Genomic DNA, 20,715 nt, shown 5'->3' on the forward strand with positions numbered 1-20,715 from the left:
GAAACGAAAGGCCGTAATGAATTCACTTTTGATAGATCATAAAAAGCAAGTATAACGCGCTATGCACTTAACTCCTGGCGCTCTGCAAAAATGCTCTTTGCAAACACATACACGATGCCCATAACAATAAATCCATCATATACGACTTCTACCCTTGTGACGAAAAAAATGGCTCAGGCACTTTCTGTCCTGTTGCATCCATTGTTGATGCCTACCTTATTATACGCCATACTTTTATACCTTTCTCCGGCTGTTATTGGAACTTCTGGTGGGAATACTCAATGGCGGCTTACGTTGCTGGGCGTGATATTCCTGGTAACGTTTGTGATACCAGTGATTAGTGTGGTGTTTCTAACCAGAACCCGTGCACTAGCCCGTGCTGAATTAAATAAATTAGAAAGTCCGGCAGATACCTTTGCGCCGGATGAAGCAACCGAAACAAGTTCTTTGCAGCAACTGGAAATGGAAGACAAGAAAGACCGTTTTGTGCCTTTTCTGTCAACTACCGTTTTTTACACAGTTGTTACCTATATGTTTTTTAAACAACTGCAAGCCAGTTATGCTATGGTAGTGGTACTAGGCAGCATTACTTTTTCTATTGCACTTATAACGTTAATTACACTTTTCTGGAAAATCAGTGCGCATAGTGTAGGTATCTGCGGGGTAATTGGTTTTCTGTTTGCCTTTTATCTGAAGTTTGCTGAGCAGCAGTTATTTTACCCTATTTTAGTTGTTATTTTATTAGCCGGCTTATTGATGAGTGCCCGTCTAGCCTTAAATACGCACACGCCTGCCCAGGTATTTGTTGGGGCCTTACTTGGGTTCTGTATCAGTTTCGGGTCTATTTATTTACTTTTATAAGGTAATATTTAAAAAAATAATGGATTTGTCATTTTATACCAATTCATTTGCTCCTCTTCATAGGTGAAAGTTTCTATAAATTGCATACCAACTTTTGTGAGTACTTGTTGGGAAGCCTGGTTAGCTAAGTGGGCCATAGCATAGATTTCTTTTAATTGAAGATTGTTAAACCCAAAGGCTAAAGAGGCTTTTGCAGCCTCCGTTGCATAACCTTTTCCCCAATACCGTTTAATAAACCTATACCCAAGATCATAATAGTAGGTATGGCGATTAATTGTGTCTCGGATAAATTTTAAACCTGCCCAACCAATAAATTCCTGACTTTCTTTTTCGATCACAGCCCAGCGGCCTATGCCATTACTGACATACTGTTCTCGTATAAACTCAATAATTTGCCTGCTTTCTTCTATACTTTTTACTGGCTTATTACCCAGATAGGTATGTACTTCCGGATCAGCATCTAGTTCGTACATACCCAGGGCATCTGTGGGAAGAAGTTCTCTTAGGGTTAAGCGGTCTGTTTCTGAAAATATTTGCATGGGTAGGGGGTGTCTCTACGTGCATAATAAAAATAAAAGGTGTCCTGAGCAAGACACCTTTTATTTTTGTAGGTAAAAATTCCAGATTACTTTCTTAGCTGGTCATGGCCAGGAGCAAATCGGCCTGTGTAATAATATGTACTTTGTTTTTTTCATCCCGTACCAATAGGGCTTTATTTTCCCGGTCAATTAGCGACGAAAGCACATCCAAGGTATTATCCATCCCTACGAATTTAAATGGCGGGTCCATGATTTCGCTTACCGGATGGTCTTTAATTTCCGGATTATCTATCAGGTGATTCAGTACTTTTGAATCAGTTAAGCTCCCTACAATTTGCTCTCCATCGGTTACCGGAATCTGGGAAATGCCTTCTTTATTCAGGATACGTACCGCTTCACTAATCTTCAACTTCTTTTCTATAGTTAGCAGGCGGTCGCTGCCATTTTTGCTCTGGATAATGTCTTTGGCCGTCGCAAAATCGCGGGATTCCAGAAAGCCATGGTCTTTCATCCAGGTATCGTTATAAATTTTATTTAAATAGCGGGTGCCGTGGTCAGGTAGGATAATCACCATTACATCTTCTTCGGTCATGTGCTCCCGGGCATACTCCAGTGCTCCAAACACAGCTGAACCGCAAGACCAACCTACAAATAAGCCTTCTTCCCTGGCCAGGCGGCGGGTCATTACGGCGGCATCTTTATCTGTTACTTTGATGAAGGTATCAATCAAGCTGAAATCTACGTTTTTTGGCAGAATGTCTTCTCCAATGCCTTCCGTCATATAGGGGAAAATTTCATTATCATCGAAAATGCCGGTTTCCTTGTATTTCTTAAACACCGAGCCATAGGTGTCAATACCCACCGTTTTAACAGCCGGATTTTGCTCTTTTAAGTATTTGGCGGCTCCACACATAGTACCTCCAGTACCGACTCCGCAAGCATAATAGGTAACTTTGCCTTCGGTTTGCTCCCATATTTCCGGGCCAGTAGTTTCGTAATGGGCAGCTGTATTGGATAAATTGTCGTACTGGTTCGGGTAGATAGAATTAGGAATTTCCTGGCTCAGGCGTTTAGCCACTGAATAATACGACCGCGGATCTTCCGGAGCTACGTTTGTCGGACATACAATTACTTCTGCACCTACCGCCCGTAAAATGTTGATTTTCTCCTGCGACTGTTTATCAGACATAGTAAAAATACATTTATAGCCTTTAGAAATAGCCGCCAGTGCCAATCCCATACCTGTGTTGCCGGATGTACCTTCAATAATAGTTCCGCCTGGTTTAATTTTACCTTCTTTCTCGGCATCTTCAATCATTTTAATAGCCATCCGGTCTTTTACTGAGTTACCTGGGTTGAAGTATTCTACTTTTGCCAGAATAGTCCCTTTAATGCCTTTGGTAACTTTATTCAGCTTGACAAGCGGTGTATTGCCAATCGTTTCAATAATGGAATTGTAGTACATATAGTTGATGTTGTGATCCTATGAAAAATGTCCTGAACGGGTTACAAAGCTCAATTGTTCACCCAAATGTAATTCAGGAAAAGGCAATTAGCTATGAGGTTGCCTGTAGGGGTAACACGAACCCCGAAAAATCAATTCTCAAAGAAAGAGAAATTTTTCCACAAAAACACCTGTTTTCTAGAGGAGCAGTAAAGGTAGGTTCTATGGGGAGTTTTGAGCTCTGTAGCAGGTGAAGTTTTATTTGCGTAACTCTTTGGCTATTTCTTCTGCAGTGCTGCGGGCTGTGCGGCCTACACCTATGAGTGTGGCAGAAGCATAGCCCGTCCAGGAGCCATACCCAACAAGCCACAATCCGGGAGATTTAACCGCTTTTGTTTCATTGGTAAGTACCTTACCATCGGCTTCTATCACTCCTAAAGGCTGTAAATGATCTAATGCTGGTTTAAATCCAGTGCACCAGATAACAGCATCAAATTCTTCTTCCCGGCCATCGGGCCAATGTACACCAGTGGCAGTAAACTTCTTGAATGGGCGTACGCTGTGTAAAACATTCCGCTGCCTGGCTTCTTTTACGGATGCTACCATTACTATGTCGCCTAGACTTCCTACTGGCTGAATAGTTTTTCCTTCCTGCCGTGCTTTGTATTGTCTGGTAGCAAATTCAAAGAGGTAGCGGCCATCTACTTCATCTGGCAGAAAGGTAGGTTCTTTTTCCGTAACCCAGGTTGTGTGGGCTACCTTAGATACTTCAGCTAAAATTTGTGCACTGGAGTTTCCGCCGCCCACAATCAGTACTTTTTTTCCGGCAAAATCTTCTGCTTTCTGGTAATGAGCCGAGTGGATCTGGTAGCCGAGATATAGGTGCCTATCCGGATATTCCGGTACATAGGGTGTGTGCCAGCTGCCAGTAGCACTTACCACAGCTTTTGCCTGCCACAGTCCGGCAGTGGTATGGATAGTATAGCCTTCTGGCGTATAGACCACCTTTTCTACTTTGACAGGCCTTTCTACTGGCAGGTTGTATTTCTTTTCATACTCAGCTAAATAATTAACCACCTGGGCTTTGCCAGGGTATTCGTCTTCGGTTTTGGGCATTAGCCATCCGGGTAAGGAAGAATGTTCAGCAGGAGAAAAAAGCTTCAACGAGTGCCAGGTATGCAGCCAAGAACCCCCTGGTTGTGCCTGTTCATCTAGTATAACAAAAGATAAACCAGTGCGCCGCAGGTAGTAGCCCATGGCTAGTCCGCTTTGGCCGCCGCCAATAATCACTACATCTGCTATATGAACAGGTTCTTCCATGCGCCATTACAGATTAAAACTTATTTAATCAGCTAAAATCACTTATCAATGCAGGTTTATTATGTTACTAATAAGTGAACAGCTTTATCTGGTAGGATTCTTTGCCTAGCTCTTATTAGTTGAATTTTTCGACCGTTGCCACAGCCTTGCCATCCGGAGAGATAGTTACTCTGAACAGGTTGTCGTACGCAGTATCGGCAATTTTCTCCAGAGGTGGGGTGGCTCCCAAGGTTTTAATAATAGGCAGCAGGTTATCACTATGGCCGCAGATGACAATAGTTTTGCCTTTTTCAGTCTCTATTTGTTTTTTTAGTGCTTGGTAATCTACCCCATAGTAAGTTTTTACTTCAATCTTTTTCTCTTCGGCCAGTGGCTTTACGGTGTTTAGGGTCCGGTCGAATTTGGTGCTGTAAATAGCCTCTATTTTTTCCTTTTTTAATCTTTCGGCCAGGTGTTGTGCCCGTAGTTTACCCTGTTCTGTCAGAGGTGGATTTTTATCACTGGGATCCCTCAGGTCTTTTTCAGCATGACGTACCAGATAGACTACAGTAGTTTCCTTTTGTTGGGCAGAAAGACTGGCGAGGGTAAAAAAAGTAAGCAGAAGAGAGAGAATAAGGCTGAAAGGAATTTTCATACAAAACAAGTTTAGGGGTTGCGTAAAATATAGGCATAAACAGGCAAGCTCTGTCCTTATCAGTTAAATTTTTTTACCGGTACAAACAGTTGATAAATAGTTGCTGTCAAGAGAAAACCAGTATTATTGATTAACTAAGCCACTATATAATAAACTTAGCCTCTCCTTTTCCTGGATAAAGGAAATGGAGAGGTATGTTCTACTATGGTAAGTGAAGGGGAATAGAGCAAACGTTAGTCCTCTGCAGTAAGCAAGTGGGTTTCCATGGCAACCAGGTAACGTTCTGCTTCCAGCGCAGCCATACAACCTGTGCCAGCTGCTGTTACAGCCTGTCGGTAATGTTTATCTTGCACATCGCCACAGGCAAACACTCCCTGGATATTTGTTCTGGTAGAATCTGGATGGGTAATAATATAGCCTTGCTCATCCATCTCCAGGTATTTGCTGAATACAGTAGAGTTAGGTTCATGGCCAATAGCTACAAAGAATCCTTGAATAGCTAATTCTTTCGTTTCTCCGGTTAAGCGGTTTTTAACCCGTACACCCTCCACTGTATGTTCTCCTAAAATCTCATCTGTTTCGGTATTCCAGTGAACCGTAATATTGGCCGTATTTTTTACCCGTGCTTGCATAATCTGAGAAGCCCGCATTGTATCTCTTCTGACCAGCATATGTACATGCTTGCACAATTTAGATAAGTATAATGCTTCTTCACAGGCCGTATCGCCGGCTCCTACAATGGCTACTTCCAGGCCACGGTAGAAAAATCCATCGCAAACGGCACAGGCGGACACTCCACTGCCATTTAACCTGGCTTCTGACGGAATACCTAACCACTTAGCGGAGGCACCAGTGGCTATAATTACGGCATCGGCGGTGATTTCTTTCTCTGCATCTATGGTAATTTTATGCGGATGGCCGGAGAAGTCGACGCCAGTGACCATACCATAGCGGACATCGGTACCAAAACGTTCGGCTTGTTTTTTAAACAGCTCCATCATTTCAGGACCCATGACGCCATCCGGAAAGCCTGGAAAATTCTCTACATCATTGGTGATCATGAGCTGGCCACCAGGCTGGTTGCCTACATACATCACTGGTTTTAGATTTGCTCTGGCAGCATAAATAGCTGCTGTATATCCGGCAGGTCCGGCCCCAATAATCAAACATTGTATATGTTCCATAATAATTCATTTATTTTCTAACCCGGCAAATTTATTTATAAAACCGGCAAGGTTCTATACCATAAATTAATTATTTATCAGCCAAGCGTATAGTAGTTAGTGTTTTTAGTAACTGACGTAATCCATCAACAACACCCGGAGCCTGGTTCACAGCAGGCTGGTTTCTCGGCATATACGGTAATGCTATATACACCTGCGTTGGACTGTTTAAATGCTTCCAGTTCTCCGGCTGATAAATAGTTTAACAAAATATCATCGGGTAAAGTTATCTGTCTCTCCTTTTGTAACTCTATATTCACAAAACCAGTTTCCCGGATTGTCTGCAAATAAGCTTCTTTACTGATAGCTCCGGAAACACATCCTGCATACATTTCGGCTGCTTTCAACAAAGCTGGTGGCAACTCACCGGTAAGCACTACATCTGAGATGCTGAAGTGACCACCAGGCCTCAGTACCCGGAATGTTTCGGCAAAAGCTTGCTTCTTATCTGGGACTAGGTTTAGCACACAATTACTTACCACTACATGAGCTGTATTTGCGGCTACTGGCAGCTTTTCAATCTCCCCCAGGCGGAATTCTACATTATTAAAACTTAGTTTATCAGCATGGCTTCTGGCTTTTTCAATCATGGCTTCTGTCATATCCACACCTATTACTTTGCCTTTATCACCCACTACTGCACGGGCCACAAAGCAGTCGTTGCCGGCGCCAGAACCTAAATCTATAACGGTGTCGCCTTCTTTGATCCTGGCATACTGGGTGGGCAAGCCACAGCCAAGCCCTAAGTCTGCATCAGCTAGGTAGCCGTTTACCTGAGCGTAGTCTTCAGCAAATACAGCGGCATCTACTGTACTACAGCAGCCACTGCCACAACAGGAGCTTTCGTTCATTTCTTTACTTTGCAGGGCTACTTCGCTGTACTTTTCTTTTACAAGTCGTTTTAATACGTCAGAGGGTTTCATATGTATAGTTGTTTATTGGTATATTGTAATTTTACGATAAAAAAGTAAGTAGATTTTCAACTTATATTATTCCTATATTAAATAATTAGATAGTGGTTTATACCTTCTTATGTATTACCACTCCGGTAGAAGCGCAGATAGTCGTAAACTGGGCGGTTGCTGCAATAGGGGCAGGGGCATCGGTACGTTTGATCTGCGTAAAGCCTGCTTTTTTAAAAAATGGCGCAGCACTAGTAGTTATAAGATATAGGTCCTGCACTTTTTTGGTTTGGGCAACTTCCAGCGCCGTTTTATACAAGGTTTGCCCTATACCACCGCTTTGGAAGGCGGCTTCTACCGCCAGAGAACGCAGTAATGCATATTTGCCATAAATTTCCAGGCCAACCGAGCCAATAACTTTTCCATTCTCTTTGGCCAGAATAAAGTTCTCTAAGCGGTCAGGTAAATCCTGCGTAGGTAAGTTCTGGGATTGAAGCAACTCTACTACCGCCGGACGGTCTGCCGGATTGGCTGGGGTAATAATGATTTCTTGTAGCATAGATAGGATAGTTTGAAACTGTGGATATTTGAGGATTTGAGAATGATTTATGTCGTTGCTCTCAAGCAACGCTGTTCATATCAACAACAACGCTTGTCAGGCAAAGCAGCATTCAATACTTGAAGCAACATCTCCCGGGCCTCGCCCCATCCTTTTTCATCCAAACAATAACATACACTGGTTCCTTCGATCTCTCCTTTAATAATGCCTACCTGCTTCAACTCTTTCAAATGCTGCGAAACCGTAGCCTGAGCTAGCGGCAGTTCTTCTACCAGATCTCCACAGATGCAGGTCTGGTTCTTTACTAAATACTCAATAATGGCTACCCTGGCCGGATGGGCCAACGCCTTGGCATAAGAAGCTACTTTGTTTTGAGTGGCAGTAAAGTTTTGAGTTTTTGTTACGCCCATGTTGTATTAATAGATATATCGCAATATTACGATAATAACTTTTGATATACAAGTAAGTATAAAAAAAAATTATCAATAGAGCTAATGCGGCAGCATAAATCGTTACTGGTAAATAAAATCTATCACTTAGTAAGAGTGTCTATCTGCAACCTAAATGGTAGTGTTAACGGTTGTCAAAAGCTTTTTCCGGCCAAAATGACTTATTATTTATGAGATGTTAGTAGATTCCGGACAAAATTTCCGGAAACATCCCAATGGTTTATCGTTTGATAGAATAGGAGTGAAATAGATACATATATGAACTTTAATAAGTACACCATCAAATCACAAGAAGTGATTCAGCAGGCATCAGAAATTGCTTTGGGAAACACCCAGCAAGCTATTGAGCCTGGTCACTTGATGAAGGCAATCTTGACTTCGGATGAGAACATGATTGCTTTCTTGCTGAAGAAATTAAACGTAGGTCGTACACAAATAGAACCACGTCTGGACGAGATTATAAAAGGATACCCAAAAGTAAGCGGGGGAAATCCCTATTTGGGGAATGATGCAGCGGCTGCTCTACAGAAGGCTGAATCCTATTTGAAAGATTTTGGCGATGAGTTTGTTGCCGTAGAACATATTTTATTAGGTATACTAGCCGGCAAAGACCGTGTGGCTCAGTTACTGAAAGATGTAGGCTTTACAGAAAAATACTTAAAACAAGCCATTAAAGAATTACGCGGCAACGCCAAAGTAACCGATCAGAATGCGGAAGCTAAGTATAAATCGCTGGAACGCTATTCCATTAACCTGACTGAACGGGCCAAAGCCGGTAAAATTGACCCGGTTATTGGCCGCGACGAAGAAATCAGAAGGGTATTACAGATTCTTTCGCGCAGAACAAAAAATAACCCCATACTACTGGGTGAGCCTGGGGTAGGTAAAACGGCTATTGTAGAAGGACTGGCACAGCGGATTGTAAGTGGCGACGTACCAGAAAACCTGAAAGATAAAACCTTGATTTCTCTGGATATGGGCTTACTGGTGGCAGGTGCTAAATATAAAGGAGAGTTTGAAGAACGGTTAAAGGCCGTTATCAAGGAAGTAACTGATTCCAACGGGCAGATTATCCTCTTTATTGACGAGATTCATACACTGATTGGTGCCGGTGGTGGGGGAGAAGGGGCCATGGATGCTGCTAACTTGCTGAAACCTGCACTGGCCCGTGGGGAACTGCATGCCATTGGTGCCACTACGCTGAAAGAATATCAAAAATATATTGAGAAAGATAAAGCCTTAGAAAGACGTTTTCAGGCAGTAATTGTAGATGAACCAAGTGTTCAGGATGCTATCTCTATCTTGCGGGGCATTAAAGAAAAGTACGAAGTGCATCATGGCGTACGCATTAAAGACGATGCCATTATTGCTTCTGTAGAACTTTCTAACCGCTATATTTCCGACCGTTTCCTGCCCGATAAGGCTATTGACCTGATGGATGAATCGGCAGCCAAACTACGCATTGAAATAGACTCCTTGCCAGAAGAACTGGATGAGATTCAACGCCGGATTATGCAGCTGGAGATTGAACGCGAAGCCATCCGACGGGAAAACGACCGGGATAAAGAAACCGTATTGTCTAAAGAAATAGCAGACCTGACTGAGCAGCGCAACAATCTGAAAGCTAAATGGGAGAATGAAAAGCAAGTAATTGAAGGCATTCAGAAGGAGAAGGAAAATATTGACCGCTATAAAGTGGAAGCCGAACAGGCAGAACGTGCCGGAGACTATGGAAAAGTAGCAGAATTGCGGTATGGCCGTATCCGCGAAGCAGAGCAGCACTTACAGGAGTTGCAGAAGCAGGTAAAAGAAATGGATAACCCGATGCTGAAGGAAGAAGTTACTGCCGAAGACATTGCCGAAGTAGTAGCCAAGTGGACAGGTATTCCAGTTTCCAGGATGCTGCAAAGCGAACGGGAGAAGTTACTGCACCTGGAAGAAGAGTTAGGTAAGCGTGTTGCCGGACAAGAAGAAGCTATTCAGGTAGTAGCCGATGCTGTCCGCCGGAGCCGGGCCGGTATGCAAGATCCTAAACGACCCATCGGTTCATTTATTTTTCTGGGTACCACTGGGGTAGGTAAAACAGAATTGGCCAAAGCTTTGGCAGAATTCCTGTTCAACGATGAAAACGCGATGGTGCGGATAGATATGTCAGAGTATCAGGAACGCCATGCGGTAAGCCGGTTAATTGGGGCGCCTCCCGGATATGTGGGCTATGATGAGGGTGGCCAGTTAACGGAATCAGTCCGCCGTAAGCCTTACTCTGTGATCCTGCTGGACGAGATAGAAAAAGCACATCCGGATGTATTCAACATCTTGCTGCAAGTATTGGACGATGGTCGCTTAACCGACAACAAAGGCCGGGTGGCTAACTTTAAGAATACTATCATCATTATGACATCGAATATCGGTTCGCCGATTATCCAGGAGAACTTTGAGAAGATGGAAGACTGGAACCGTGATCAGGTGATTGAAGATACCAAAAATGAAGTATTTGAACTGTTAAAGAAGACCATCCGTCCGGAATTCCTGAACCGGATAGACGAATTAGTGATGTTCCGTCCGCTGTCCAAGTCAGAGATACGCAAAGTGGTGGATATTCAGTTCAGGCAGATTCAGAAGCGGTTAGAGGAAGCAGGCATTGTACTGGAAACAGATGAGGAAGTATTGAATATTCTGGGTGAAAAAGGGTTCGATCCGCAGTTTGGTGCCCGGCCGTTGAAGCGGGTAATGCAGCGGATGATTCTGAACGAATTATCCAAAGATATCCTGGCAGGCAAGATCAATAAAGATGATGTAGTAGGTATGCTGTGGGACGAAGATGCCGGAAATATCCGCTTCTTTAATGTGAGTAAAGTGGAAATATAATCTGATATGCTAAGTAATTAATGTGCTGATGATTAGCTGTTTTGAGTGAATCCAATTAGTTATTTGAAGTGTAAAGAACCCTGTCCAGGTAAAGTCCCTGGCAGGGTTTTGTGCTTTAATCTCCTTCTTCCAGAAAGAAAATCTGTTCTACGGGTTTATTGAATAGTTTGGCAATTTTCAGGGCTAGAATTGTAGAGGGTACATACTTGTTGCTTTCCATTGCATTAATAGTTTGCCGGGAAACCTGAATACGTTCTGCCAGGTCGGCCTGGGTTATATTTAGTTCTGCCCGTTCTACGCGTATCCGGTTTTTCATCTCAGAATGCATTTATTTTGTTCTTCTTGTCAAACGCCGGCTTGATATAAATGATATAGTGAAAGCGGATGATGAAAAAAATCAGCACTGTAAACAGGTTATATATCATTACATCCAGAAAATTGTCGCCATAGATAAAAGCAATGGCTATTATTAGTACGAATGAGTTGAAATAAACCCCCCATTGCAGCGATTCAAGACGTGTTTTGGCCACCCATTCGTCTTCTATTTTTTCTTTTGAGAATGCCACCAGATTTAATCCAACGATCAGAAGGATGGCAATAAGTTCGTTTGTAAAGTCCTCGTATTCGCCCAGGAAAAGGTCTGCTCCTTCTGCTTTTCTCAAGCGGAAGGTTAAGAATGATAAAGTAAAGTCACCATTAGAGGCCAGATAAATTATCCCTAAAACCAGGGAAGAAATGGTAATTAGCCAACCAATTTTTTTAAATGCGTTGGGAAAAAGATAGTCTGTTTTCATAGTAGTATATTTAAGTAAACAAATGTAAAATATACTTTACATATTGACAAATAAAATTTACTAAAAGTTATGAATGGTTTACACAAAGTATAACTTTGTAAAAGTGAAGGAGGAAAGGAAAGTGACAAAACCAAAAAGCCGGATATATCCGGCTTTTTGGTCTGATGGTATAGGTTATCTATGCTTTAATAAGCCAGGTCACCCGGTTCGTCGGAGATTACATGAAGGAGTTGCTTTATTTCCTGCACTTTATCTGTATCACTGGTTTTTTCAAAGGAGATAATCAAATTACGCAGCACCCGTTTAATGATATCTATCGTAGAGCAGGGCTGGTAAAAAATATCGGAAGACGGCAAGTTTAGCTGGGCAATGTATTTATCAATGTCTGCTTTGGAAAAAATAATGCCTTTGCTGAATACATTTATATAAAACTGCGACTCGTTGGTTTTGTACGTTAGCACAAACAAATTCGGCAGATTTACACCATATACCGGCATTTTTAGCTTGTTGGCTACTAACATATATACCACACAAAGCGATATAGGATTACCTCTTTTAGAATCCAGTACAATGTTCAGCATGCAATTAGAGGGTGAGTGAAAGTTTTTGGTATTAGCTGCAAACTTTAACTTGCTGAACATAATGCTGTTGAGAATTTTCACCTGATCGAAGGGATGAATATTTGAGCGGAACTCCAGCCAGGCATCATAATAAATTTGCTCCAGTTCCCTCTTCAACTTATCCAGCGACAGATCCGGATACTGGTAGGTAGCAACCAGCCACATGCCTTCCAGTAAATCCTGCTGCCCTTCTTCTTTCCATTGCCGGAGCTTGGCTTTTAAACTCTCAAACTGCAACAGATGGATTAAATCTTCTATTCGTTTCTGTACACCTAAATTCAGGTTGTTTTCCCATTCCTCCTCCAGAAAAGGAATAATAGCATCTCCCAAAGAAATAATTTTCTGCTCTACATGTATCTGAATTTCTTTGTCTTCATCGTCCAGCAAAGAAACCAGGGCTTTTATTTCATTATTATTCATTCTAAGTAAACCTAAATTTTAAGTAGTGGTGCAGCATATGTACAGATACAATACATACGCAGAAATAAACAAATATACTTCAAAATACCCAAATTTTTGGAAGTTTACTAAAGCAAATTCCAGCTGTAAAATTCAGTGATCCTGAGGTGTTACCTAGAAAACGCCTATTTCCATCAGTTGAATATTTCTGTTGATCAGGAAATTACTGGGATTTATCTGTGTATATCCTACTATAAATACCGCCAAATCTTACAAATGATTGAGCCCGGATTGCTGACGAAACTGGTGATGAAATAACTGGCGAAAGGATTAAGCTTAGTTGTAGGTAACTACCTGTTCAAACAAGTTTAATTTATTTATTATCTGTATTTCATGAAAACGACAAAGTATTCTTTCATTATTATGCTTTTTACGGTGCTTACCGTTTTTTCATCTTGCAAAAAAGACAACGAAACGGTTCCGGCCAAATCAAAAACAGAATTACTGGCAGGGGTTAGCAGTAAAACCTGGAAAATTGCAAATTATCAGGTTTCTTATTCAGGTGTTACTACAAGCCTGTTTAACTGGTTAGAAGACTGCTCACAGGATGATATTACCATTTTTTCTTCAAATAAGAATTTTGAAGAAAAAGAAGGAAACACTAAATGTGAAACTCATGATTTAATTGACTCAGGTACCTGGAATTTAAGTTCTGATGAAACTACACTAACCATGAGTTACCAGGATGGGTATACAGAAGTAGGGAAAATTATTGAGTTGTCTGCATTAACGCTTAAGTTTGAGGTAGCTGATCCAAGTAAAAGTGGTTCGAAAGTAATTTATACATTTAAGGCCCAATAGTAAGAATACTTATATAAAAAGGCTACCATAATTTACATGGTAGCCTTTTTATTTTATTACGTCTGCAAAACGCCTACATTGTACCTTTTTTCAATAGGTGCATGATTGGCCGCTTCTATACCCATGGCTATAGCTTTACGTGTCTCCAGCGGATCTATTATGCCATCTACCCACAAACGGGCCGCTGCATAATAGGGCGAAAGTTGTTCATTATACTGGGATATTATTTTTTCTAATAAGGCTTTTTCCGCCTCCGGTGTTACTTCTTCTCCTCGGGATTTTAGCGTGGCTACTTGTATTTGCAGTAAGGTTTTAGCGGCAGAGGCGCCACTCATAACAGCTATCTGGGCAGTAGGCCAGGCAAAAATAAGCCGGGGATCATAGGCCTTGCCACACATAGCATAATTACCTGCTCCATACGAGTTACCTATAATAACAGTAAATTTCGGAACCACAGAGTTAGCCATGGCATTTACCATTTTGGCTCCATCTTTAATAATTCCTCCATGTTCGGCCCGGCTGCCTACCATAAACCCGGATACATCTTGCAGGAATAGTAAGGGTATTTTCTTCTGGTTGCAGTTCATAATAAATCTGGCGGCTTTGTCTGCTGAATCAGAATAGATGACGCCTCCCATCTGCATTTCGCCTTTTTTCGACTTTACTACCTTCCGTTGATTGGCTACAATACCAATAGCCCACCCCTCAATACGCGCCAATCCACATAAAAGAGATTGGCCATACTTCTGCTTGTATTCTTCAAATGAAGAGTTATCTACCAAACGGTCGATAATCTCTAGCATATCATAGGGTTTTACCCGGTCAGCCGGAATAAGGCCGTAGATTTCTTCCGGAGCTTTTGCCGGTGGTGCCGGTGTAGTCCGGTTAAAGCCAGCTGTTGGATTATCACCCATTTTATCGAAAATAGTACGGATGGCATCCAGACACTGCTGATCATTTTCGTATTTGTAATCTGTAACGCCAGATATTTCACAATGGGTAGTGGCACCTCCTAAAGTTTCATTATCAACATCTTCTCCAATGGCTGCTTTCACCAGGTAAGAACCAGCCAGAAAAATAGAGCCTGTTTTGTCTACAATTAAAGCTTCGTCAGACATAATAGGCAGATAAGCCCCACCAGCCACGCAACTGCCCATAATAGCCGCTATCTGCACAATACCCATAGAGGACATCAGGGCATTGTTGCGGAACTGCCGGCCAAAATGCTCTTTATCCGGAAAAATTTCATCTTGCATGGGAAGGTATACACCGGCACTATCTACTAAATAGATGATAGGCAAGCGGTTCTCAATGGCTATTTCTTGTGCCCGCAAATTCTTTTTGGCTGTAATAGGAAACCAGGCTCCTGCTTTAACTGTGGCATCGTTCGCTACAACAATACATTGTCTGCCGGAAACATACCCAATTCCTACTACCACACCTCCGGAAGGGCAGCCGCCTTCCTCCTGGTACATACCATCGCCAGCCATGGCGCCAATTTCCAGGAAATAGGAAGATTTGTCAATCAGGTATGCGATTCTTTCGCGGGCAGTAAGCTTTCCTTTCTGATGGTGGGATTCTATTTTTTTTAGGCCCCCGCCCTGATAAACTTTTTTTAGCCGGTTAGTAAGCTGAGAAATGAGTTGTTGGTAAGCTTCCTCATTTTTATGAAAATCTATAGTCATTTGCAATAAGCGTGATGTTGCGCTTAAACAAATATAGGCATCTGGCCGGGTATTTCAACTTACAGGATTATTTCTTGCTTTTTTTCTCCTGCCGGTTGCCTCCGCCAAATAATGAAAAATGCACGTACCGTTTTGGATTGGCTTTTAAATCAATGAGTAGACTATCTAAGTCGGCCGCTGCCTCATTCAAATGCCTGTATAATGAGTCATTGTTGGCAAGTTTTCCCAAGGTACCTTGCCCTTCGTTAACCTGGGTTAAGGTGCGGTTTAAATTCTCCATGGAACGGTTTGCGTTATCTACTGCACTGGCCAATTGCATATTACTTAAGGTATCTGCAAAATTATTGATCTTGCCCATCAAAGGCTTAATTCCATTTTGACTGTCGTTAAGTGTACTAGACAGTGTTTGCATATTGCTCATGACACCCCGGATAGCTGCCTGGTTGTTGTCAATGGTATTATTGAGAGAGGAGGAAGTTTGCTTTACACTTAACAACGTAGCATCTATAGTAGCAGAAATAGCATCAAATTTCTGCACTAATTGATTCATGTTTCTTACCAGCGAGTCTAGATTATCGGCGATGGGGGCTGCTTTAGCCTGAAGCATTTCCGTAACTCCTTGTTCAATGCTTGTTTTGAGGGTATCTTCATCGGCTAGCGCACGTTTGACAGGGCCTACTTCTAACATGATATATTTACCGCCTAGTACACCACTGCTTGCGAGTATAGCTCTGGTAGAATCTCCTAAGGTAATGTCATTGTTTATATCGAGTGTTACCAGTAGTTTATTATTTCTGTTCTGCAAAATGGCAATTTCTTTTACCCGGCCAACAGCTAATCCATTCAGGGTAACAGGGTTAGAAACCGTCAGGCCATCTACATCGTCGTACACCGCATAGTAACTGTTGTTAGGGGATAGAAAATCCACTCCTTTCAAAAAGTTAAATCCCAGATATAATACAACTCCAGAAACAATGGCCAACAGCCCTACTTTTACTTCTTTTGATATTTTCACGTATGTACGAATTAAATTACTGAAATGTAAATAAACGCCGGAAATGAGTTTATTAACTAAAGGAAATTAATCGGCAATTGATTCAATTTCCCGTTTATAATCTTTAAAAGCCCTGAAAATACCGGAAGCAATATATACCTGGTTATTTTCATTGACCAGGTATTTCTCTTCAGCCTGGTTAGTCAGATAGCCGATTTCTACCAGTACACTGGGCATGGAAGTTTTCCATAAAACAATAAACCCCGCTTGTTTGACACCCCGGCTTTTGCGGTTTACCCGTTTTTCAAACTGTGTTTCTATATGGCTTGCCAGACGCAGGCTGTTTTGGATATAAGCACTTTGGTAGTTTGCCATCAGAATATGCGCCATGGGAGAAGACGGATCAAATCCGGCGTAGTTTTCCTCGTGATTTGCTTCTTTGAAAATAACAGAATTTTCACGTTTGGCTACATCCAAATTATCCTGTGTCCGGTGCAAACCCAGGGTATAGGTTTCTGTTCCATGGATATCTGATTTAGAAATAGCATTGCAATGGATAGAAATAAATAGATCAGCCTGGTTCTTATTAGCTAAACCGGCTCTGTCGTGTAGCTCTACAAACTTATCGTCTGTACGGGTATAAATTACTTTTACGTCCGGATGGTATTTCTTGATCAGTTTACCTACCTGTAAAGCAACTTTTAGGGCTATATCTTTCTCTTTGGCAGATTTGCCATGTGTGCCAGGATCATGCCCGCCATGCCCTGCATCTACTACCACCGTTTTTACCCGGTAAGGATTCCGCCGTTCAAGACTGGTAAAAGAGCAGAGTAGAATAACAATCGATAGAATACAACCTGTAAGAATATGTTTCACACGAGTTATTGAGGTAAAGTGAATGGCTTTTCTACTAAAATGCAAAGTTATTTCAAATCTTGAAATTATCTACAGATTTTATACCATAATTGCTTACACTAACGAAGGAGTGGCTTTTTTGTTATCTTTCTAAGAGTCTGCGTAGTTCTGTTCGTTCTGCAAGGTCCGGAAAAATGCAAAAAGGCAAGGTATTTTGTTCGGAAATTCTATGATGGTTGAATAAGCAAATGCTCTCCCTAAAAAAAATATTCCTGGAAGTTAGTGCAAAACTGGTAAAAGAGCCGCAATTCATACATTTCAGGAAAGGGAAGTAATAATTACGAAGCGGCTCTGTGGCTGCGAGTTAACGGCTGTGTATTCACTTGTAATACCTGAAAATCTTCATCAAGCAGTTTTACCACTTCCCCTCTTTGGGCACACTGCTCACTAATACTTGTGTATACGTATTTGGCCCGGCTTATATCATGAAATTTAAAATATGACTTTATCCGGCCATCCCTATCTTCTACTCTGACTAAATAAGACATATGAAACTTAGGCAAATAAATAACTATAAAAAAAGCTTAAATAAGCAGTTTTACGAAATTTTTGTTGAATTCGTTGGAGAAACACCTTAGAAAATACATGTGAATCTACGGCTAGTATCAGTAAAGTACGGATCCGCCTTCTATTATCTAAAACTGAAAGAAAGCACTGAATATTTTCTTTGCCACCCAGAATTTGTTATTGCTAAGCAAATAATTAAAATAGGGAGTTATACTTTTTGTTAGGTTTTCTGCTTTTTCTGCAATTTTTTAAACTCTTTGCATAATTATTGTTGCTGCTGTAAAATTACGCCGGAGCCCATCCGTTTTATTCTTGAAAAAGGGCTAGTTTTGCTGCTTCCTATTGTAAATGCTTAGTAGATTTATTGATATTCTTCAGGGTAAGTTATTCCTTACGTGCAGTATTGACAAACTGCGTAGTAAGCAGATTTTTATATGGTTATGTAGTTTTTTGTTGTGTTTACTCTCTAGTCCCTTACTAGCTCAAACCCCAGCTAATAGACCCCAGACACCTGCCTCCAGAGACAGCCTGAATTTAAACCTGCGCCAGGATACAGTAACCGTAAACAATGGAGATACGCTGCGCAGAAAAGGCGATATACAAACTACTATTAAATATTCAGCCACAGATTCGGTAATTACAGAAGTAGGCAGCCAGATTACGCGCTTGTATAAAGATGCCAAAGTCACGTATGGCGAAATAACCTTAGAGGCGGCATATATGGAAGTAGATATGCGCAGAAGTGAGGTGTATGCGGCCGGCGTAGAAGATTCTACCGGCAAACTGGTAGGTATTCCAAAGTTTAAGAATGGAGCCGAAGAATACCAGTCAGAAGCCATGAAGTATAATTTTAAAACCAAGCGGGCGATTATTGATAAAATAGTTACGCAGCAGGGAGAAGGATTTGTGCATGGCCAGACAGTTAAAAAAGATGCAGAGAATAATATGTATGTAGGCGGAGGCCTGTATACCACGTGTAATCTGACGCATCCCCATTTTCACATCCGGGCAGGTAAAATAAAGGTAGTCCATGAAAAGCAGATTGTAACCGGCCCATTTAACCTGGTCATTAATGATGTACCTACCCCGTTGGGATTTGCTTTTGGCATTTTTCCTTTTATTAAGAAAAAGCCCAATGGCAGTTCCGGTATTATATTCCCAGTGTATGGAGAAGAGCCCAGAGACCGAGGATTCTTTTTACGGCAAGGTGGCTATTACTGGGCAGCCAGTCCGTATTTTGGAGTGAGCCTGCTGGGAGAAATTTACTCAAGAGGGGGGTGGGGGTTAAATCTTCAGTCACAATACAAACGGCGGTACTCTTTTGGTGGAAATATTGATCTGCGGTTCAGCCGGCGAAAAAGCGGAGAAGAGGGCTTCCAGTCAACTGGCGAAGACTTTTGGGTAACCTGGTCACATGTGCCGGAAACCCGGGGAACTGGCCGTTTTTCAGCGAGTGTAAATGCCGGTACATCTACTTTTAATCAGCGGAATGCCTATAGTTATGGTCTTACGCAAGACCTTAGCCGGCGCATAAACCCTACCTTCAACTCTAACGTGTCGTACTCCAATTCCTTACTAAAAGGAGCTGTAACATTTGGTATGAATGCCCGTCATGACATGAACACTGTAACTGGCGTAATGAATATGACGCTTCCGGATTTGAACGTGTCGGTAACCAGGATTTTTCCGTTCAAACGCCAAAATAGTGTAAAAAAGGCATGGTACGAAACGATTGGTTTTTCTTACCAGTTCAATGGCAGCAACCGGCTTACAAACTCCCCGCTGTCTGCTGCTACTAGCCTGGCGGGCATACCTATTGGCAATGCGCCAGAGCAGAACGACTCTGTAATAGGTTTTAACTTTGCTAATTTGCCGGAATTATGGCGGCGGGCACAAATTGGAGCCAGGCATACCATACCGGTGTCTATGAGTCTGAAATTATTCAAATATTTTAGCCTTAATCCTAGCTTTAATTATACAGAAACCTGGTATCCCCAAAAGCTAGATTACCGCTTCAACCCTACTGACCAAACTATTATTATAGATACATTACGCGGGTTTCACCGGAGCTATACCTATAATGCCAGTGCCGGTCTTACAACCAATATTTATGGATTGTTTAATATTAATGGCAAACGCATACAGGCCATCCGCCACCGCATGACACCGAATGTCGGCTTTAGCGCCCAGCCTGATTTTTCCAGAGACCGGTTCGGGTTTTATCAGAATGTACAAATTGCCGGAACCTACCTGACAGAGCCAGAAAAGGAGCAAATCCGGAAAATTTCCAGATTTCAGAATACAACATTTGGTATACCGGGGCAAGGAAGGTCGGGTAGTGTATCTTTCTCGCTTACGAATAACTTTGAAGCTAAATTGCGGCCTAAAACGGATTCGGCAGGCGCTAAGCCAGAAAAAGTCTCTATTATTGATAACTTCAGTTTGAACACCAGCTATAATCTGGCGGCAGATTCGCTTAATTTGAGCCCGTTGAATTTTGCTGCCCGTACCAAAATACTAAAAACGGATATTAACTTTAACATGACCGTTGACCCGTATATGTATCGGATGGTGAATATAAATGGTACCAGTACAGCAGTTAAAGTAAATGAATTTGCTTGGAACAATGGGAAAGGTTTGGGGCAGATTGTAAATGCCGGGATGTTCTTTAGCAAAAGCTTTAGTCCGGGTGGGGAGAAGAAGCGGAAAATAGAGCCTACAGAAGATATGACAGAAACCGAACGTGACGAACTGGACCGGATTAATAATAATATAGATCAATATGTAGACTTTACCATTCCCTGGTCGCTTAGTTTTGCGTATAGTTTAAATTACAGTAAACCTAATGTACAAAAGCCGATAGTCAGCCAGACATTATCTTTCAATGGCGACCTGAAAGTAACTGACAAGTGGAAAATATCGTTTAACTCTGGATACGACTTTGTCAACAAAGGTATTATTAGTACCACTTCTTTAAATATACACCGCGACCTGCATTGCTGGGAAATGGTGGCCAGCTGGATACCTTTTGGCCCTTTTCAATCCTATACGTTTGATCTGCGGGTAAAAGCCTCCATGTTGCAAGACCTCAAACTTAGCCGCCGCAGAACCTGGTACGATAGAGCCCCCGTAAATTAATAT

19 protein-coding genes are annotated in these 20,715 nt (G+C 41.9%); 4 read left to right on the plus strand and 15 right to left on the minus strand.

All coding sequences use genetic code 11. The features are described from left to right. Nucleotides 1-114 precede the first annotated feature (114 nt). Entirely contained in the window at nt 115-861 is a 747-nt protein-coding gene (locus Q0590_RS13495) for a phosphatase PAP2 family protein (RefSeq protein ID WP_302038077.1), read from the plus strand. 8 nt (nt 862-869) lie between these two features. On the opposite strand, the gene Q0590_RS13500 is transcribed toward Q0590_RS13495, so the two are convergent. The 8 genes from Q0590_RS13500 to Q0590_RS13535 form a co-directional block, all read right to left on the minus strand. After that, the gene (locus Q0590_RS13500; RefSeq protein ID WP_302038078.1) at nt 870-1,400 is read right to left on the minus strand and encodes a GNAT family N-acetyltransferase; all 531 of its coding nucleotides are present in this window, start codon (nt 1,398-1,400) and stop codon (nt 870-872) included. Between the two features lie 94 nt (nt 1,401-1,494). Beyond that, nucleotides 1,495-2,865 carry a cystathionine beta-synthase gene (locus Q0590_RS13505; RefSeq protein ID WP_302038079.1) on the minus strand — a complete coding sequence of 457 codons (1,371 nt, stop codon included), beginning with the start codon at nt 2,863-2,865 and terminating at the stop codon, nt 1,495-1,497. A gap of 237 nt (nt 2,866-3,102) precedes the next feature. Beyond that, a complete protein-coding gene (locus Q0590_RS13510; protein ID WP_302038080.1) occupies nt 3,103-4,164 on the minus strand; it encodes an ArsO family NAD(P)H-dependent flavin-containing monooxygenase in 1,062 nt (353 codons plus the stop codon). A gap of 115 nt (nt 4,165-4,279) precedes the next feature. Beyond that, entirely contained in the window at nt 4,280-4,798 is a 519-nt protein-coding gene (locus Q0590_RS13515; protein ID WP_302038081.1) for a histidine phosphatase family protein, read from the minus strand. A gap of 233 nt (nt 4,799-5,031) precedes the next feature. Then, on the minus strand, nt 5,032-5,982 hold the full coding sequence (gene trxB / locus Q0590_RS13520; RefSeq protein ID WP_302038082.1) for a thioredoxin-disulfide reductase: 951 nt from the start codon (nt 5,980-5,982) through the stop codon (nt 5,032-5,034). Nucleotides 5,983-6,107: 125 nt separating this feature from the next. Next, entirely contained in the window at nt 6,108-6,944 is an 837-nt protein-coding gene (gene arsM, locus Q0590_RS13525) for an arsenite methyltransferase (protein WP_302038083.1), read from the minus strand. A gap of 97 nt (nt 6,945-7,041) precedes the next feature. Next, the gene (gene arsN2, locus Q0590_RS13530; RefSeq protein WP_302038084.1) at nt 7,042-7,482 is read right to left on the minus strand and encodes an arsenic resistance N-acetyltransferase ArsN2; all 441 of its coding nucleotides are present in this window, start codon (nt 7,480-7,482) and stop codon (nt 7,042-7,044) included. 80 nt (nt 7,483-7,562) lie between these two features. Then, nucleotides 7,563-7,892, minus strand: coding sequence for an ArsR/SmtB family transcription factor (locus tag Q0590_RS13535; RefSeq protein WP_302038085.1), 330 nt, complete (start codon nt 7,890-7,892; stop codon nt 7,563-7,565). A 297-nt stretch (nt 7,893-8,189) separates the two neighbouring features. Between Q0590_RS13535 and clpB the strand changes: the two genes are divergently transcribed. Then, nucleotides 8,190-10,799: an ATP-dependent chaperone ClpB gene (gene clpB, locus Q0590_RS13540; RefSeq protein ID WP_302038086.1), complete on the plus strand. Its 2,610-nt coding sequence runs from the start codon at nt 8,190-8,192 to the stop codon at nt 10,797-10,799. Nucleotides 10,800-10,914: 115 nt separating this feature from the next. Here clpB and Q0590_RS13545 read toward each other — a convergent pair whose 3' ends face one another. From Q0590_RS13545 to Q0590_RS13555, 3 genes are all read right to left on the minus strand, one after another. Beyond that, nucleotides 10,915-11,115 (minus strand): helix-turn-helix transcriptional regulator, encoded by a 201-nt coding sequence (locus Q0590_RS13545; RefSeq protein WP_302038087.1) that lies wholly within the window; start codon nt 11,113-11,115, stop codon nt 10,915-10,917. Between the two features lies 1 nt (nt 11,116). Further along, nucleotides 11,117-11,593: a hypothetical protein gene (locus Q0590_RS13550; protein ID WP_302038088.1), complete on the minus strand. Its 477-nt coding sequence runs from the start codon at nt 11,591-11,593 to the stop codon at nt 11,117-11,119. Nucleotides 11,594-11,778: 185 nt separating this feature from the next. Then, nucleotides 11,779-12,633: a transglutaminase-like domain-containing protein gene (locus Q0590_RS13555; protein WP_302038089.1), complete on the minus strand. Its 855-nt coding sequence runs from the start codon at nt 12,631-12,633 to the stop codon at nt 11,779-11,781. A gap of 372 nt (nt 12,634-13,005) precedes the next feature. Here Q0590_RS13555 and Q0590_RS13560 point away from each other — a divergent pair, with 372 nt between their 5' ends. After that, complete coding sequence (locus Q0590_RS13560) at nt 13,006-13,473, plus strand: lipocalin-like domain-containing protein (protein WP_302038090.1); 468 nt, start codon at nt 13,006-13,008, stop codon at nt 13,471-13,473. A 56-nt stretch (nt 13,474-13,529) separates the two neighbouring features. Here the strand turns inward: Q0590_RS13560 and Q0590_RS13565 are convergent, their stop codons facing one another. From Q0590_RS13565 to Q0590_RS13580, 4 genes are all read right to left on the minus strand, one after another. Beyond that, on the minus strand, nt 13,530-15,158 hold the full coding sequence (locus Q0590_RS13565) for an acyl-CoA carboxylase subunit beta (RefSeq protein WP_302038091.1): 1,629 nt from the start codon (nt 15,156-15,158) through the stop codon (nt 13,530-13,532). A 67-nt stretch (nt 15,159-15,225) separates the two neighbouring features. After that, on the minus strand, nt 15,226-16,173 hold the full coding sequence (locus Q0590_RS13570) for an MlaD family protein (RefSeq protein ID WP_302038092.1): 948 nt from the start codon (nt 16,171-16,173) through the stop codon (nt 15,226-15,228). Nucleotides 16,174-16,239: 66 nt separating this feature from the next. Next, nucleotides 16,240-17,028: an N-acetylmuramoyl-L-alanine amidase family protein gene (locus tag Q0590_RS13575; protein ID WP_302038093.1), complete on the minus strand. Its 789-nt coding sequence runs from the start codon at nt 17,026-17,028 to the stop codon at nt 16,240-16,242. A 317-nt stretch (nt 17,029-17,345) separates the two neighbouring features. Further along, complete coding sequence (locus tag Q0590_RS13580; RefSeq protein ID WP_302038094.1) at nt 17,346-17,555, minus strand: hypothetical protein; 210 nt, start codon at nt 17,553-17,555, stop codon at nt 17,346-17,348. Between the two features lie 367 nt (nt 17,556-17,922). Here Q0590_RS13580 and Q0590_RS13585 point away from each other — a divergent pair, with 367 nt between their 5' ends. Continuing rightward, entirely contained in the window at nt 17,923-20,712 is a 2,790-nt protein-coding gene (locus Q0590_RS13585) for a putative LPS assembly protein LptD (protein ID WP_302038095.1), read from the plus strand. The last annotated feature ends 3 nt before the right edge of the window (nt 20,713-20,715 follow it).

The organism is Rhodocytophaga aerolata (genome assembly GCF_030503435.1).
Taxonomy (GTDB): Bacteria; Bacteroidota; Bacteroidia; order Cytophagales; family 172606-1; genus Rhodocytophaga; species Rhodocytophaga aerolata.